Raw genomic sequence first — 15,716 nt, 5'->3', positions numbered from 1 at the left:
AAGCCTCACCGGGGGCGCGCCGGACGCTGAACCGCGGACTACAGGAAGGAGTTGATCTCGATCGTCTCGTCGCGGCCCGGGCCCACGCCGATCGCCGAGATCGGGGCGCCCGACATCTCCTCCAGGGCCTTGACGTAGTTCTGGGCGTTCTTGGGGAGGTCCGCGAAGGTCTTGGCCTTCGTGATGTCCTCGTGCCAGCCCGGGAGGTACTCGTAGATGGGCTTCGCGTGGTGGAAGTCCGTCTGGGAGTAGGGGAGTTCCTCGACGCGCTTGCCGTCGATCTCGTACGCGACACAGACCGGGATCTCGTCCCAGCCGGTGAGGACGTCGAGCTTGGTGAGGAAGAAGTCGGTCAGGCCGTTGACCCGGGTCGCGTAGCGGGCGATCACCGCGTCGAACCAGCCGCAGCGGCGGTCACGGCCGGTGGTGACACCGCGCTCGCCACCGATGCGGCGCAGCGCCTCGCCGTCCTCGTCGAACAGCTCGGTCGGGAAGGGGCCCGAGCCGACGCGGGTGGTGTACGCCTTCAGGATGCCGATGACGCGGCTGATCTTCGTCGGCCCGACGCCGGAGCCGGTGCAGGCACCGCCCGCGGTCGGGTTCGACGAGGTCACGAACGGATACGTGCCGTGGTCGATGTCCAGCAGGGTGCCCTGGCCGCCCTCGAAGAGGACGACCTTGTCGTCGTCGAGCGCCTGGTTGAGGATCAGGACCGTGTCGGCGACGTACGGCTCGATCTTCTCGGCGTAGCCCAGCAGCTCCTCGACCACCTGGCCGACGGCGATCGCGCGCCGGTTGTACAGCTTGGTGAGGATCTGGTTCTTGACCTCGAGGGCCGCCTCGACCTTCTGGGTGAGGATCGACTCGTCGTACAGGTCCTGGACCCGGATGCCGATGCGGTTGATCTTGTCGGCGTAGGTCGGACCGATGCCTCGTCCGGTCGTGCCGATCTTGCGCTTCCCGAGGAAGCGTTCCGTCACCTTGTCGACCGTGACGTTGTACGGCGTGATGATGTGCGCGTTTCCGCTGATCAGCAGCTTGGACGTGTCGACACCACGCTGGTTCAAACCGCTCAGCTCGGAGAGCAGGACCGACGGGTCGACCACGACGCCGTTGCCGATGACGGGCGTACATCCGGGCGACAGAATTCCGGAAGGGAGGAGGTGGAGCGCATACTTCTGGTCACCTACGACCACCGTGTGGCCGGCGTTGTTGCCGCCCTGGTAGCGCACCACATAGTCCACGGAGCCACCGAGCAGGTCGGTGGCCTTTCCCTTGCCTTCGTCACCCCACTGAGCACCGAGCAGCACAAGTGCGGGCACGCGCGTACACCCCTTCCGGGCGGGGCATGTCCAAGGTCAGGGGCGTACGCGGAGGGTCCACCGCCGTGTGCACCGCGACCGTCATTGGCCGCAACCGTCGGACCGGATGCCCCGGAATAGACGAAGCCCCTGGCGCAATAGCGCAAGGGGCTCTTGCACAAAGATGCTACCCGAGGAAGCGAGGCAGGACCGAGGTGGCGACTTCCGACCAGCTCCTCGTGGTCATCGACCCGGTCGCCCGTCACAGCGACGGTGAGTCGGTACGGATCGCGAAAGACGTGCTCAGCGCGGGTACTGCCATCAAGGTGTGCCTCCCGGAGGGCCCCGAGGAATTCGCCCGGGCACTGGACCGGAGAGGGTCGCGGCGGCCGGTGGTCGTGGGCGACGACCGGGCGCTGCTCCGCGCGGTGACGCTGCTGCACCGGCGGCGGGAGCTGGGCACGACGCGCCTGTCGCTGGTGCCGGTCGGGGCCGCGCTGGCGCTGGCCCGCTCCCTGGGGGTGCCCACGGGGGCGGTCGCGGCGGCCCGTGCGGTGCTGGACGGGGTGGAGCGGCGGCTGGATCTGCTGGTGGACGACAGTGACGGCGTGGTCCTCGGGGATCTGCGGATTCCGTCCGTGCCGCCCGTTCCGTCCGGGCGCGGCGCCGCACCGGTCCCCGAGGACGCCTCGGCGGTGCGGCCGTGGCTGCGGATGCGCCAGTCCCTGGTACGGACGCTGGCGGTGCGGCCGCCCCGGCCCGTCCCCGCTCCGGCGCCCTGCCCGTCCCGGCTGCGGGTCGAGGTCGACGGGGTGACGCTGGTGGACCTGGACCAGCCGGTGGAGGGGGTGTCCGTGCTGCCGGGGGATCCGGGGGTGGCCGAGGTCGAGGTGCGGCCGGTGTCGGTGGGGGCGGAGGCGGCGCCGCTGAACGCGGTGGGGCGGCGGGTGACGGTGTCCGGGGCCGATTTCCGGTACCGGGCGGACTCCGTGGTGAGCGGGCCGGTGCGGACGCGGACGTGGGTGGTGCGGGAGGGGGCCTGGGGGCTGACGTTGCCTGGCTGAGACGCTCCTGCCCGCAGCTGCGCCGCGGCCGTTCCCTGGCTCAGCCCTCCCCGTACAGCTTCTCCCGGTGGGCCCACCAGCGCTGCATCATCCTGGTGATCTCGCCGTCGATGAACTCGAAGAAGGCGAGCGTCTCCGCCAGGCGGCGGCCCGCCGGGGTCGCCGCGCCGAGACTGTCGACGCCTTCGCGCAGCGCGATCTCCCAGCGCTTGATCACCGCGTCCCGGTTGGTCAGCGCCTCGTACCACTGGTTGCTGTGCACCCGGTACCGCTCGCGCCGCGAACCGGGTTCGCGCTCGCGCGACACCATGTGCTGCTGCGCCAGATAGCGCACCGCGCCGGAGACGGCGGCCGGGCTGACCTGCAGCTGGTCACCCAGCTCGGCGGAGGTCAGCGAACCGGAGTCGGAGGACAGCAGCGCCGCGAACACCCGGGCGGGCATGCGCTGCATCCCGGCCTCGACGAGTTGGGCCGCGAAGCTCTCCACGAACTTCGAGACGGCTTCGGGGTCCCGCCCCGTACCCGGTTCTGCCATCTCCCGATCATCTCCCCTGGTCGCGCGACGCCTTGAGTGTATCCGGGATTTATACGGTTCCTTATCTTCACAAATTTCTGAATACAGCGTACCTTCCGAAGTATGACGAAGGCCATCACCGTCTCCGGACTGCACAAGTCCTTCGGCGCAACGCACGCCCTGGACGGCCTCGACCTGGACGTCGAGACCGGCGAGGTCCACGGCTTCCTGGGTCCGAACGGCGCGGGGAAGTCCACCACCATCCGGGTCCTCCTCGGTCTGCTGCGTGCCGACTCGGGCGGCGCCCAGGTGCTCGGCCGCGACCCGTGGACGGACGCGGTGGAACTCCACCGCCGGGTCGCGTACGTCCCCGGCGATGTCACCCTGTGGCGCAACCTCTCCGGCGGCGAGGTCATCGACCTGTACGGCCGGCTGCGCGGAGGCCTCGACCGGCGGCGCCGGACGGAGCTGATCGAGCGGTTCGAGCTGGACCCGACCAAGAAGGGGCGGACGTACTCCAAGGGCAACCGTCAGAAGGTCGCCCTCGTCGCCGCGTTCGCCTCGGACGTCGACCTGCTGATCCTGGACGAGCCGACATCGGGCCTCGATCCGCTGATGGAGGAGATCTTCCAGCGATGCGTCGAGGAGGAGCGCGACCGCGGCCGGACCGTCCTGCTGTCCAGTCACATCCTCAGCGAGGTCGAGGAGCTCTGCGACCGGGTGAGCATCATCCGCAAGGGCCGCACGGTCGAGAGCGGCTCGCTCGCCGACCTGCGCCATCTGACCCGTACGAGCGTCACCGCCGAACTCGCGGGCCCGCCCAACGGACTGGCGCACCTGCCCGGCGTCCACGGGCTCGACATACGGGGCAGGCGGGTCAGGTTCCAGGTCGACACCGACAAGCTGGACGCGGTGCTGCGGTCGCTGAGCGAGTCGGGGGTGCGGTCGCTGACCTCGACTCCGCCGACGCTGGAGGAGCTGTTCCTGCGGCACTACCAGGACGATCTCCAGGGCGATGCCCGGGGTACGGAGGCGGCCCGGTGACCGCCGTCGCGTCGGCCTTCGCGGTACGGGCCCCACGCGCGCGCCAACTGGCCGGTACGGGAACGCTGTTGAGGTTCGCGCTGCGCCGCGACCGGATCCTGGTCCCGGTCTGGGTCGCGGTCAACGCCCTGGTGGTGCTCTCCATGCCGCGGACGCTCAGGAGCCTGTACGGCACCCCGGCCCAACGTGCGGATCTGGCCGATCAGTTGGCCACCAACACCTCACTGCGCGCCATGGTCGGACCGGTCTTCGGCCAGTCCCTCGGCGCGCTCACCGCCTGGCGCGTGGGCGTCTATGCCGGACTGCTCGCCGCGGTCATGAGCCTGCTCGTCGTCGTGCGGCACACCCGTGACGAGGAGGAGAGCGGACGGCAGGAACTGATCTCCTCCGCCATGGTGGGGCGGCGCGCCCCGCTGACGGCGGCGCTGCTCACGGCGGGGGTCGCGAACGCGGCGCTGGCGCTGGTGATCACGGCCGGGCTGGCCGGGCAGGGCGCCACGGGGGCGCTGGCACTGGGGCTGGGGATCGCCGGGGTCGGGATGGTGTTCGCCACGATGGCGGCGATCGCCGCCCAGCTGACAGAGAGTGCGCGGCTGGCCCGGGGGCTGACGTCCGCGGTGCTGGGCGCCGCCTTCGTCCTGCGCGCGGCGGGCGACGCGGGGACGAACGGCGGCTCGTCCTTGCTGACCCGGCTCTCCCCGCTGGGCTGGCTGGAGAACGAGCGCCCCTACGCGGGCGAACGCTGGTGGGTGCTGCTGCTGTTCGCGGCTGCGGCGCTTCTGCAGGGCGCGGTGGCGTACGCACTCGCCGGACGCCGCGACGTCGGCATGAGCTTCCTGCCCACCCGTCCGGGCCCCGCCACCGGCCGTCTGGGCTCGGCGGGCGCCCTGGCCTGGCGGCTGCAGCGCGGCAGTGTGCTCGGCTGGAGCCTCGGCTTCTTCGTCGCCGGGGTCGTCTACGGCGGGATGACGAACGGAGCGGCGGACCTGGTCGGCAGCAACGCGAAGGCCCGCGAGATCTTCCAGCGCATGGGTGGCCACTCCGGGCTGACGGACGCGTTCCTCGCCGCGATGGTCGGCGTCATGGGCATGGTCGCCGCCCTCCAGATCGTCGCGTCCGTCCTGCGGCTGCACGGCGAGGAGACCTCCGCGCGGGCTGAGACTGTGCTGGCGAACGCGGTGGGGCGGCTGCGCTGGGCCGCCGGCCACCTGCTGATCGCCTTCGGCGGCGCCGCGCTGATCATGCTCCTGGCGGGACTCGGCTTCGCGGCGGGATACGGCAGGGAGACCGGGCCGATCCTGGGCGCCTGTCTGGTGCAACTGCCCGCGGTGTGGATGATCGGCGGCCTGGCGGTCCTGCTGTACGGGGTGCTGCCGCGAGGCGCGGTGCTGGCGTGGGGCGTGGCGGGAGCGGCGCTGCTGATCGGGTGGGTGGGGCCCGCCTTGAACCTTCCTCGGGCGGTGCTGGACGCGTCTCCGTTCGGTCACCTGCCGAAGCTGCCGGGCGGGCAGATGGCGTGGGCGCCGGTGCTGACGCTCACCGGGATCGCGGTGGTGCTGGTGGCCGGGGGGCTGGCGGGGTTGCGGAGGCGGGACATGACCGGCTGAGGACGCCTCAGTCGGCCCAGCGCTTCAGTTCCTCGGTGTCGAGGTCGATGCCGACCGGACCGGCATCTGGGACAACGCGCGCTCTGCCGTAACCGTCATGGTGCCTGCCTCGCAGGCACGCACCGGCTTGCCGAGCCGGCGACGAGCATCGTCCCGGATCACACCGTGATCATCCGCACGGGTGATCAGCCCATCTCCACGGCAAGCCCCTCCAGGCCCCGGATCACGAAGTTCGGCTTCCGTTCCGGCTCCGCCGCAAGCCGCAGCGTCGGGGCCTTCTCCAGCAGGGCCGTCATCGAAGAGGCGAGCTCGATACGGGCCAAGGGCGCGCCGATGCAGTAGTGGATGCCCGCGCTGAAGGAGATGTGCGGGTTGTCGCCCCGGGTCAGGTCCAGTTCCTCCGGAGCCGCGAAGACCGCCGGGTCGTGGTTCGCCGAGCCGAACAGCATCGCGATCTCCGCGCCCCGCGGGACCACCGTCCCGTCGATCTCGATGTCGTCCAGCACCCATCGCTCGAAGAGCTGCAGCGGGGTGTCGTACCGCATCAGCTCCTCCACGGCGGACGGGACGAGCGAGTGGTCCGCGCGCAGCGCCGCCAGCTGGTCGGGGTGGCGGAACAGTGCCCACCAGCCGTTCACCGTCGCGTTCACGGTCGCCTCGTGGCCCGCATTCAGGAGCAGCACGCAGGTCGAGATCATCTCCTGCTCGGTGAGCCGGTCGCCCTCGTCGTACGCCGCGATCAGTCCCGAGACCAGATCCTCCCCCGGCTCCCTGCGGCGCTGTTCGATCAGCTCCCGCAGATACGCGGAGAACTCGACCGACGCCCGCACCGCCTTCCGCGCCGTCTCCTGGGAGGGGTTCAGCTCGTACATCCCGCAGATGTCCGCCGACCAGGGGCGCAGCTGCGCACGGTCGGCCTCCGGGATGCCCAGCATCTCGGCGATCACCGCGACCGGCAGCGGCTCCGCGACGTCCGTCAGCAGGTCGCCGCCACCCGCCTCCACCAGGCCGGACACCAGGTCGCCGGCCAGCGTCCGCACATAGGGCTTCAGCCGCTCGACCGTCCGCGGCGTGAAGGCCTTCGACACCAGCCGCCGGATACGGGTGTGGTCCGGCGGCTCCAGGTCCAGCATGCCGTGGTCGTTGAGCGTGTGGAACGGCTCGTGCTCGGGCGGCGGCGCCGTCCGGCCGAAGTCCTCGTGCGTGAAACGGTGCTGGTACGCCCGGCCCAGGCGCCTGTCCCGCAGCAGTGCCGACACGTCCGCGTGGTGGGGGACCAGCCACTGATCGGTGGGCTCGTAGTAGTGCACGCGCCCCAGCGCGCGCAGCTCGGCGTAGGCCGGGTACGGGTCGGCGAGGAACGCCGCGTCCCAGGGGTCGAACGCGAGGTCGGATCGGGCTGCCATGCCCGGACGCTAGCCCGGACGCCCCCCGCCTGACCAGATCCGTCCCACCGGCCGACGCATCCCCCGGCCGGTCAGCCAGGTGTCACGAGCCTCGTCTCGTAAGCGAACACCGCCGCCTGTGTCCGGTCCCGCAGCCCCAGCTTCACCAGGATCCGGCTCACATGGGTCTTGATCGTGGACTCGGCGACCACCAGCCGCTCGGCCATCTCCGCGTTCGACAGACCCTGCGCGATGAGGACCAGGACCTCCGTCTCCCGCTCGGTCAGCTCGCCGGGGACCGCGTGCACTGCGGAGGCGAAGCGCGCCTCCCCGGACAGTTTCGCGAACTCCGAGATCAGCCGCTTGGTCACCGAGGGAGCCAGCAGTGCCTCTCCGGCCGCCACCACCCGGACGCCTTCGGCGAGTTGACGGGCGGACGCGTCCTTGAGCAGGAACCCGGAGGCCCCGGCCCGCAGCGCCTGGTACACATACTCGTCGAGGTCGAAGGTGGTGAGCACCAGCACCTTCGCCGCTCCGTTCGCGGCGACGATCTCGCGGGTCGCGTCGATGCCGTTCAGCTCCGGCATACGGATGTCCATCAGCACGACGTCCGGCGAGAGCTCACGGACCCGCTCGACCGCCTCCCTCCCGTTGACCGCCTCTCCGACGACCTCGATGTCCGGCATCGCCCCGAGGAGCACCGAGAAGCCCTCGCGGACCATCATCTGGTCGTCCGCGATCACCACGCGGATGGTGCCACTCGTCACGCGGGAGCCTCCGCACTGGTCACCGGCAGGAACACCGTCACCTCATACCCTCCGTCGTCCGTCTCGCCCGCCGTCATCTCCCCGCCCAGCATCGAGACCCGCTCTCGCATGCCCGTGATGCCGTGCCCGGCGCCGTGCGTCGACCGCGCCGAGGTGGGCCGCGGCGCCGGGCCGTTGACCACGCGCAGGCCCAGTCCGCCGAGCACATGCCCGATCTCCACGCGGGCGGTGGCGCCGGGTGCGTGCCTCAGGGTGTTGCTGAGGGCTTCCTGGACCATGCGGTACGCGGACAGCTCGACGCCGCCCGGCAGTTCCCGCACCGCGCCCGTGACCACCTTCTCCACGCTCACGCCCGCGTTCCGCACGTTCGCCAGCAGGGCGTCCAGGTCGGCCAGGGTGGGCTGCGGCGCGTCCGGGGCCTCGTAGTCCTCCGCCCGTACGACGCCGAGGACACGGCGCAGTTCGGTCAGGGCCGCCACCGCGTTCTCCCGGATGGTGGCGAAGGCCTTCTCCAGCTCGGGCGGCGGGTTCTCCACGCGGTAGGGTGCGGCCTCCGCCTGGATGGCGACCACCGACATGTGGTGGGCGACCACGTCGTGCAGCTCGCGCGCGATCGTCGTGCGCTCCTCGAGGAGGGTGCGCCGGGAGCGCTCCTGCGCGGTCTCCGTCTGCTGGGCGCTCACCTCCTTCTCGGCCGTGCGGTGAACGTGCCGGACGGTGACGACCAGGAGGGCTAGGGCGGAGACGACCAGCATCGGCTGGGTGTCGGTTTCGAAGTGGCTCCAGCCGAAGACGCTCTCGGCGGAGAAGGCGTAGGCCGCGGTGAGCACCCACATCCAGGCCGCCGTGCGCGGGCGGGTACGTATCGCCACGACGGTCAGCACGGCCAGGTGGGAGATGAAACTGCCGGGCAGCCACGGCCAGTTGCCCCACGAGGAGCCCACGACCGTCGAGAGCGCGGTCGCCGCGAGGGACAGCCAGAAGGCCCCGGCCGGGCGAGCCATCGTCATCAGCACCGGAACCAGGGCCAGCAGGGCGCAGGGCGCGGCCCGCAGGCTGCCGTCGCCGCTCGCCCAGGCGACCAGCATCGCCAGCAGACCGGCCCCCGCGACCACGGCGTGCGGCGTCCAGGCCGCATACCCCCGCATCCGGCCGGACAGCCGCCCGGTCAGGGGTCCGTCGACGCTCATGCGGGGCATCGGACGGTAGTCGAAGGCATCGCGGAACAGGTCCTGCCGCAGCCCGCGCAGGGCACCCACGGCCAGCCGGTACTCGGGGCTGCGCGGCGTGTACGGGCTGTACGAGCCGTCCGGTGTCGTGTGCGTCTGCGTCGTCTCGGTCACGTGGAGAAAGGTAGGGCCGGGAAGGGGGCGTCGTCGTCCTCAGCGAGAGGGGTCCTCGGGCGTCCGCCTCAAGTACTACGGGAGGAGCGAACGGTTCCGACGGCCGGGAGCGATCGTCTCAACTCCCGGTTCCTCCGGCCTTATGGCGCTACCAGGCCAGCTGCGCGATCTCCTCCGCCACCACGGCGCACGCGTCGGCCGCCGGGTCGATCAGGGGGAAGTGGCCGACGTCCTCGAGCAGCGTGAGGCCGACGACCTCGCCCGCCCTGCCCGCCGCCTCCGCGTACGACTCGGCGACCGCCTGCGGGACCACGATGTCCCTGCGGCCCTGGACGAGGGTCGTGGCGATACCGGTGGGCAGCAGCAGCGCAGGGTCCGCGTGCGGCCGGCGCTCCGCGAACGGCGCCTTCCCGCCCAGGAACTGGACCACCGCGTTGCCGCACACCTCCAGCTTCTCGGCGACGTGGAAGTCCGCGATCGGGGCGAGCGCCACGACCCCGCGCAGCGGAGCCGGACGGTCCGTGCGCCACGGGGAGTCCGGCGGCAGGACATGGCGGGCCGCCGCCCACAGCGCGAGGTGGCCGCCCGCCGAGTGCCCGGTGATCACCGTGCGGCGCGGATCGGCCACCGGCAGCACCTCCCGTACGAGCGCCGCAAGCGCGTCCATCGCGGCGGCGACGTCGTCGAACGTGTCCGGCCAGCGACCCGCCACCGGTCCCGTACCGCCCGCCGCGCCCGCGGGCCCTTCGGCCTGGGACGGGATGAGCGCCCCCCTGCGGTACTCGACATTGGCCACGGCGAAGCCCCGGCGGGCCAGGAAGTCCGCGAACGGGGTGACGTGCCGGCGGTCGTACGGGGCCCGCCAGGCGCCGCCGTGCAGGACGACGACAAGGGGAGCCGAACCCGCCGCTCCCGCCACCGCGCCGTCCGGTTCCGTCTCCCGGGGGGCGTAGAAGTCGATCACCTGGTCCGGGTGGTCGCCGTACACGGCGGTTGCGTCGGGCTCCACCGGCGGATGCGAGAAGGCGGACGCCTCTTCCTCGGCGTCTCGCGCCGCGGCCTCGCGGGCGGGCGCGCCGTCCGGCTCTGCGGCATCGCGGGGGGCGGCGTCGTCCGGCATGCTCCAACCTCTCAGCGGCGAAACGGGATGCGTGCGCGATGGCCGGAAGGGAGATCGGCCGTTGGCGGGGACGGTATCAGGCGGGTGACAGACCGCCGCGCGGGATTGTCACGCTCGGTGAGGCACGAACAGTGCCCGTCGCCGGAGCCACCGCGGCAGTCCCCGGCGACGGGCACGGCGGTGAACACCGCCGTGCCCGTCGCCGTCCGGGAACCGCCTGGCCGCGGCGGCGGTCAGGCCAGCGTCTCCGCCAGCACCCGCGCCGCCCGTTCCACGTCCGCGAAGCCCACGTAGAGCGGGGTGAACCCGAAGCGCAGCACGTCCGGCGGCCGGAAGTCGCCGACCACGCCGTTCTCGATCAGCCGCTTCATCACGTCACCGGCGTCAGGGCACCGCAGCGCCACCTGGCTGCCCCGCTCCGCGTGCGCCTTGGGCGACAGCGACTCGACCGCGCCCTCGGGGACATGGGCGGCCACGCACTCCAGGAAGAAGTCCGTGAGCGCCAGGGACTTGGCGCGCACCGCGTCGATCGAGATGCCGTCCCACACCTCCAGCGCCGCCTCCAGGGCGAGCATGGACAGGATGTCCGGGGTGCCGACACGGCCGCGCGGCGCGCCCGTGGCCGGTGTGTACTCCGTCCGCATCCCGAAGGGTTCCGCGTGCGAGTTCCAGCCCGGCAGCGGGGAGTCGAAGCGGTCCTGCAGGTCACGCCGCACATACAGGTACGCCGGTGCGCCCGGGCCACCGTTCAGATACTTGTAGGTGCAGCCGACGGCCAGGTCGACCCCGTGTTCGTCCAGGCCGACGGGCAGCGCGCCCGCGCTGTGGCACAGGTCCCAGACCGCCACCGCGCCCGCCGCGTGCACCGCGGCCGTCAGACCGGGCAGGTCGTGCAGCCGGCCCGTGCGGTAGTCGACATGGTTCAGCAGCACCGCCGCCGTACGGCCGGTCAGGACCCCGGGCACCTCCGCCGGGGTCACCGGGCGCAGCGTGCACCCCGTCATCCGGGCCGCCGACCCGGCGATGTACCCGTCCGTCGGGAACGTCGTCGCGTCGACCAGGATCTCGTCCCGGCCCGGCCCGCCCTCGGCGGCCAGCCGCACGGCGGCCACCAGCGCCTTGAAGACGTTGACGCTGGTCGAGTCGCCGACCACGATCTGCCCGGGCGCCGCCCCGACCAGCGGGGCGATCCGGTCGCCGATCCGCTCCGGCGCCGTCCACCAGCCGCTCTCCTCCCAGGAGCGGATCCGCAGCGATCCCCACTGTCTGCGGACGACGTCCTCCATCCGGCCCGGCACGGCCGCCGGAAGCGCACCCAGCGAGTTCCCGTCCAGGTAGACGACGCTGTCGAGCACGAACTTCGCGCGCACCGCGGCCAGTTCGTCGGCCGCGTCCAGTTCCCTTGCCCTGCTGCTCGTTTCAGACATGGGACCGCGCCGTCCACAGCTCGGGGAACACGTTCTTCTGGGCCCGCTTCTCCAGCCAGGCCACTCCGGCGGAACCGCCCGTGCCGGGCTTGGCACCCATCGCGCGCCGGGTGGCCAGCAGGTGGTCGTTGCGCCAGCGCCACACCAGTTCCGCCACATCGGTCAACGCCTCGCCCAGGCGGGCGAGTTCGTCCGCCGGGTCCCCGGAGTAGAGGTCGGTCCACACGGCCTCGACCTCCTGCGACGGCTCGTACCGGCGGGAGACGTCACGCCGCAGTACGGCCTCCGGGACCGCGTGCCCGCGGCGTGCGAGCAGCCGCAGCACCTCGTCGTACAGGCTCGGCTCGTGCAGCGCCTTCTCCAGCTCGGCGTGGACGCGCGGCGCGCCCCGGTGCGGGACCAGCATGGACGCGGACTTCTCACCGAGCAGGAACTCCATGCGGCGGTACATCGCCGACTGGAAGCCGGAACCCTCACCGAGGGCGGCGCGGTAGGAGTTGAACTGGGTGGGCGTCAGCTGTGCGAGGGGGCGCCAGGACGCGTTCAGTGCGTCCAGCTCCCGCACGGACCGCTTCAGCGCGTCGATCGCGACCGGCACCCGGTCCTCGCGCAGGGCGCGCGCCGCGGTCTCCCATTCGTGGACGATCACCGTGAACCACAGCTCCATCACCTGGGTCGTGACCAGGAAGACCATCTCTCCGGGATCGTCGGAGAGGGTGTGCTGGAGGTGGGTGAGCACGTCCGCCTTGACGTAGTCCTCGTACGGCGTCGTGCCCTGGAAGTCGAGATGCGGGGTCTCGGGCTCCTGAGTCTCCTCGGACTGATGAGCCGGGTGGGACATCGCTGTCTCCTGTTGTGTGCTCCGGGTAGCGGTCCGCCCCTGCCGATTCCGGCACGGGGGCCCCGGTCCCCACCCGCATCCTGCGCAAAGACCCCGAGCACCGCAAGGCCCGCCTGGTCACAGGCGGGCCTTGAACACTCTCCGGGACTAGCGCAGCGTCTGGGCCGCGGTCGGCGAGGAGTCCTTCAGGAACTGCGAGCAGCGCTCGTACTCCTCCTGCTCGCCGATCCCCTGCGCGGCGCGCGCGAGGGCGTGCAGGGCGCGCAGGAAGCCGCGGTTCGGCTCGTGCTCCCACGGAATGGGACCGTGGCCCTTCCAGCCGTTGCGGCGCAGGGCGTCCAGACCGCGGTGGTAGCCCGTACGGGCGTAGGCGTACGACTCGACGACCGAGCCCCGCTCGAACGCGTCGTCGGCCAGTTGGGCCCAGGCGAGTGAGGACACGGGGTGCTTGGCGGCGACATCGGCGGGCGCCGTGCCGCCCGCGAGGAGCTCACGCGGCTCCGGGTCGTCGGGAAGATGGGTCGGGGGCGGGCCCCCGAGAAGGTTCTCGTGAACGTTCATGGGTCCCAGTGTGAGGCATGGCCCATGATCGGTAGCGGTTGCGTACGACGCCGCCGGGACCCCCGCATCCGGCAGAGCGGGCCCTTTCACCGGGGCGACGGCGACAGCGCAACGCTCACCGGGCCCGGCCGGCGCCGGACGGGCGCCCCTGGTCGGGCTCCAGGGGCGGGGTGGTCACACAGCCGTGCCTCCGGCATTCGGGGTGGAGGCACGCCGGGGGCGGGCGGCGCACGGTCGCGAACGCCAGCACGGCCCCGGCCAGCAGGACGCCCGCGCACAGCGGCATCGCGCGGTCGAAGGCCGCGTCGAACGCGTCCGCAGAGCGGTACGCCTCCGGGCCCATCCCGGTGAGCAGCGGCAGCGCGGCCACGGCTATCAGACCGGCGGCGCGGGCCGCCGCGTTGTTGATCCCGCTGGCGAGGCCGGCCCGGCCGGTGTCCACCGAGGCGAGCACGGTCGCGGTCAGCGGTGCGACCAGGGTGACCATGCCCGCGCCCATGACCAGCAGGGCGGGCAGGACGTCCACGAGGTACGAGGCGCCCTTGCCGACACGCAGCATCAGCAGCATGGCGGCCGCGCAGAGCAGGGGGCCGACGGTGAGCGGGATGCGCGGGCCGATGCGCTCGGCGAGGGCGCCCGAGCGGGACGAGAAGAGGAGCATCAGCACGGTCGTGGGCAGCAGTGCCGTACCGGCTCGGAGCGGCGAGTAACCCGCCACCACCTGGAGCTGGAGCGCGGTGAGGAAGAAGAAGCCGCCGAAGGCCGCGTAGACGCAGAGGGTCACCAGGTTGACCGCCGTGAACTGGCGGGAACCGAAGATGTCGAGCGGCATCATCGGGTCGGTGCGGTGCTTCTCGACGTACCCGAAGGCGATGCCCGCGCCCACGCCTGCGGCCGCCGTGAGAGCCACGGCCGGAGAGCCGTTGGGGGCCTCGATGAGCGCGTACGTCACCAGGGCGAGGGACAGGGCGCAGAGCGCGGCACCCAGGACGTCGAAACGGCCGTGGGTGCGGTCGTCCGCCGATTCCGGAACGTGCCTGATCGCGATGGGCGCGCAGACCATGGCCAGCGGCACATTGAGGAGAAAGACCCAGCGCCAGCCGGGACCGGCCACCAGCCATCCGCCGAGGAACGGGCCGACGGCGGCGCCGATGCCGCCGAAGCCGGACCAGAGGCCGACCGCCCGTGCGCGGTCGTCCGGGTGGAAGGAGGCCTGGATGAGCGCGAGCGAGCCGGGGGTCAGCAGGGCGCCGCCGATGCCCTGGAGTGCGCGGGCGGCAATCAGGACGACCGGGTTGGGGGCGAGACCGCACAGGAGGGAGGCGGAGGCGAACCAGATGACTCCGATGACGAAGACCTTGCGGCGGCCGAAGTGGTCACCGAGGGCGCCGCCCAGAAGGATCAGCCCGGCGAGCGTGACCAGGTACGCGTTCACGGTCCACTGGAGGGCGGCGAGATTCGCGTCGAGGTCGTGGCCGATACGGGGAAGGGCGACGTTGACGACGGTGGAGTCCAGCAGGGCCATGCTGGAGCCGAGCACGGTCGTCAGCAGGATCCACTTGCCCCGCGGGGAGCCGATCCGTACGGAAGGAAGCTGCTGCGCGGTGACAGCCATGCTCGGATCATCCCGCGTCGGCCGTTCTCGAGCCAGACGTACGACGAACCCGGAGGCGGGGTACCGTCCGGCACCCCGCCCACCAGGGGGGAGTTACTTGATCTTCGTACCCGTGGAGCGGAGGTTCTCGCAGGCCTCGGTGACGCGCTGCGCCATCGACGCCTCCGCAAGCTTGCCCCAGGTGCGCGGGTCGTAGGCCTTCTTGGAACCGACCTCGCCGTCGACCTTCAGGACGCCGTCGTAGTTCCTGAACATGTGGTCGGCGACAGGACGCGTGAAGGCGTACTGCGTGTCGGTGTCGATGTTCATCTTGACCACGCCGTTCTCCAGCGCCGTCAGGATCTCCTCCTTGGAGGAGCCGGAGCCGCCGTGGAAGACGAAGTCGAACGGCTTGCTGCCGGCCGGCAGACCGAACTTGGCGGCGACGCCCTCGTTCAGCTCCTTGAGCAGCTCCGGACGCAGGACGACGTTGCCCGGCTTGTACACACCGTGCACGTTGCCGAACGACGCCGCCAGCAGGTAGCGGCCCTTCTCGCCCAGGCCCAGCGCCTCCGCCGTGCGGATCGCGTCCTCGGCCGTGGTGTAGAGGGAGTCGTTGATCTCGTGCGAGACGCCGTCCTCCTCACCGCCGGTCGGGGTGATCTCCACCTCGAGGATGATCTTCGCGGCGCGGGCCCGCTCCAGCAGCTCCTGGGCGATCTTCAGGTTGTCGGCAAGGGTCTCCGCGGAGCCGTCCCACATGTGGGACTGGAACAGCGGGTTCTCACCGCGGGCCACGCGCTCCTCGGAGATCGCGAGCAGCGGGCGGACGTACCCGTCGAGCTTGTCCTTCGGGCAGTGGTCCGTGTGCAGGGCGACGTTGACCGGGTACTTCTCGGCGACGACGTGCGCGAACTGCGCCAGGGCCACGGCGCCGGAGACCATGTCCTTCTTGTACTGACCGCCAAGGAACTCCGCGCCACCCGTCGAGATCTGGACGATGCCGTCGCTCTCGGCCTCCGCGAAGCCGCGCAGCGCAGCGTGCAGGGTCTGGGTGGAGGTCACGTTGATGGCCGGGTAGGCGAACTTGCCTGCCTTCGCCCGGTCGAGCATCTCGTTGTAGACCTCGGGGGTTGCGATGGGCATCT

At 71.6% G+C, this 15,716-nt stretch carries 14 protein-coding genes; 3 read left to right on the top strand and 11 right to left on the bottom strand.

The window, feature by feature from the left end; genetic code table 11:
• Window positions 1-38: 38 nt before the first annotated feature.
• Window positions 39-1,322, bottom strand: a complete 1,284-nt coding sequence (locus AAW14_RS12225; protein WP_265563041.1) for an adenylosuccinate synthase — start codon at window positions 1,320-1,322, stop codon at window positions 39-41.
• A gap of 194 nt (window positions 1,323-1,516) precedes the next feature.
• Here AAW14_RS12225 and AAW14_RS12220 point away from each other — a divergent pair, with 194 nt between their 5' ends.
• Complete coding sequence (locus tag AAW14_RS12220; RefSeq protein ID WP_265563037.1) at window positions 1,517-2,365, top strand: diacylglycerol kinase family protein; 849 nt, start codon at window positions 1,517-1,519, stop codon at window positions 2,363-2,365.
• 40 nt (window positions 2,366-2,405) lie between these two features.
• Here the strand turns inward: AAW14_RS12220 and AAW14_RS12215 are convergent, their stop codons facing one another.
• The gene (locus tag AAW14_RS12215; RefSeq protein WP_265563035.1) at window positions 2,406-2,900 is read right to left on the bottom strand and encodes a GbsR/MarR family transcriptional regulator; all 495 of its coding nucleotides are present in this window, start codon (window positions 2,898-2,900) and stop codon (window positions 2,406-2,408) included.
• A 102-nt stretch (window positions 2,901-3,002) separates the two neighbouring features.
• On the opposite strand from AAW14_RS12215, the gene AAW14_RS12210 reads away from it, so the two are divergent.
• Window positions 3,003-3,923: an ABC transporter ATP-binding protein gene (locus AAW14_RS12210; RefSeq protein WP_265563033.1), complete on the top strand. Its 921-nt coding sequence runs from the start codon at window positions 3,003-3,005 to the stop codon at window positions 3,921-3,923.
• Window positions 3,920-5,530: an ABC transporter permease gene (locus tag AAW14_RS12205; RefSeq protein WP_265563031.1), complete on the top strand. Its 1,611-nt coding sequence runs from the start codon at window positions 3,920-3,922 to the stop codon at window positions 5,528-5,530. The genes AAW14_RS12210 and AAW14_RS12205 overlap by 4 nt, the downstream gene beginning before the upstream one ends.
• A 185-nt stretch (window positions 5,531-5,715) precedes the next feature.
• Here AAW14_RS12205 and AAW14_RS12200 read toward each other — a convergent pair whose 3' ends face one another.
• The 9 genes from AAW14_RS12200 to fbaA all read right to left on the bottom strand — a co-directional run bounded on the left by AAW14_RS12200 (window position 5,716) and on the right by fbaA (window position 15,714).
• The gene (locus tag AAW14_RS12200) at window positions 5,716-6,936 is read right to left on the bottom strand and encodes a cytochrome P450 (RefSeq protein WP_265563029.1); all 1,221 of its coding nucleotides are present in this window, start codon (window positions 6,934-6,936) and stop codon (window positions 5,716-5,718) included.
• 71 nt (window positions 6,937-7,007) lie between these two features.
• Complete coding sequence (locus AAW14_RS12195) at window positions 7,008-7,682, bottom strand: response regulator (RefSeq protein WP_265563027.1); 675 nt, start codon at window positions 7,680-7,682, stop codon at window positions 7,008-7,010.
• Window positions 7,679-9,025, bottom strand: coding sequence for a sensor histidine kinase (locus AAW14_RS12190; RefSeq protein ID WP_265563025.1), 1,347 nt, complete (start codon window positions 9,023-9,025; stop codon window positions 7,679-7,681). Before AAW14_RS12190 ends, AAW14_RS12195 begins: the two co-directional genes overlap by 4 nt.
• Window positions 9,026-9,173: 148 nt before the next feature.
• Window positions 9,174-10,145: an alpha/beta hydrolase family protein gene (locus AAW14_RS12185; RefSeq protein ID WP_265563023.1), complete on the bottom strand. Its 972-nt coding sequence runs from the start codon at window positions 10,143-10,145 to the stop codon at window positions 9,174-9,176.
• A 233-nt stretch (window positions 10,146-10,378) separates the two neighbouring features.
• Window positions 10,379-11,572: a kynureninase gene (gene kynU, locus AAW14_RS12180; protein ID WP_265563021.1), complete on the bottom strand. Its 1,194-nt coding sequence runs from the start codon at window positions 11,570-11,572 to the stop codon at window positions 10,379-10,381.
• The gene (locus AAW14_RS12175; RefSeq protein WP_265563019.1) at window positions 11,565-12,413 is read right to left on the bottom strand and encodes a tryptophan 2,3-dioxygenase family protein; all 849 of its coding nucleotides are present in this window, start codon (window positions 12,411-12,413) and stop codon (window positions 11,565-11,567) included. Before AAW14_RS12175 ends, kynU begins: the two co-directional genes overlap by 8 nt.
• A 147-nt stretch (window positions 12,414-12,560) precedes the next feature.
• Window positions 12,561-12,974 (bottom strand): DUF3151 domain-containing protein, encoded by a 414-nt coding sequence (locus tag AAW14_RS12170; protein ID WP_265563017.1) that lies wholly within the window; start codon window positions 12,972-12,974, stop codon window positions 12,561-12,563.
• Between the two features lie 115 nt (window positions 12,975-13,089).
• Window positions 13,090-14,589 carry an MFS transporter gene (locus tag AAW14_RS12165; RefSeq protein ID WP_265563016.1) on the bottom strand — a complete coding sequence of 500 codons (1,500 nt, stop codon included), beginning with the start codon at window positions 14,587-14,589 and terminating at the stop codon, window positions 13,090-13,092.
• Between the two features lie 93 nt (window positions 14,590-14,682).
• A complete protein-coding gene (gene fbaA / locus AAW14_RS12160; protein ID WP_265563014.1) occupies window positions 14,683-15,714 on the bottom strand; it encodes a class II fructose-bisphosphate aldolase in 1,032 nt (343 codons plus the stop codon).
• Window positions 15,715-15,716 lie beyond the last annotated feature (2 nt).

The organism is Streptomyces hygroscopicus (genome assembly GCF_026168105.1).
Lineage (GTDB): Bacteria > Actinomycetota > Actinomycetes > Streptomycetales > Streptomycetaceae > Streptomyces > Streptomyces hygroscopicus_D.
This window is presented reverse-complemented; position numbering and strand designations above follow the sequence as displayed.